We start from the raw sequence: 437 nt of genomic DNA, 5'->3' as shown, positions 1-437 counted from the left end.
GTGGCAGCCAGCTCACGGCCGAAGTACTGCCGCGTTTTTAGGCTGAGTAAAGCCCAGAGGTTGATGGCGAGCTCAAGACCGCTGCGAATTACATGAGAGATCAGTTTGCTGGCCGGAACCAAGCTGTCCTGTGCCTGTGCGAGAAGCAGCGCACTTTGGACCATGACGCTGCCGTAGAAGGCTAAGGCTCCTAGGAGCATTAGGCGACGCCAGCGCGGCTTGCCAAGTAGTGCCATTACCGATGAAACAACTAGAAATCCAGCAGTGACTGCGGCCATTGCAGCAGTGCCCGCTGAGAGCTGTACCGTAGCGACGCGCGATGAGGTCGTGACAAAAATAAGCATGGCCAAGCTGAGGCAGCCGACCAGAATGTTCATGAGAGAAGCTACCCAAAGACGCTTTGGTCGTTTGATCTGCGGTGTGGTCATTCTATCCCC

1 protein-coding gene is annotated in these 437 nt (G+C 55.8%); it reads right to left on the bottom strand.

Annotation, left to right across the window (positions count from 1 at the left end):
* On the bottom strand, positions 1–428 hold a 428-nt coding region (locus J5837_RS09245; RefSeq protein WP_210536469.1), incomplete at its 3' end, for a hypothetical protein.
* Positions 429–437 lie beyond the last annotated feature (9 nt).

It is taken from the genome of Pseudoxanthomonas helianthi, from assembly GCF_017939625.1.
GTDB lineage: Bacteria > Pseudomonadota > Gammaproteobacteria > Xanthomonadales > Xanthomonadaceae > Pseudoxanthomonas_A > Pseudoxanthomonas_A helianthi.
This window is presented reverse-complemented; position numbering and strand designations above follow the sequence as displayed.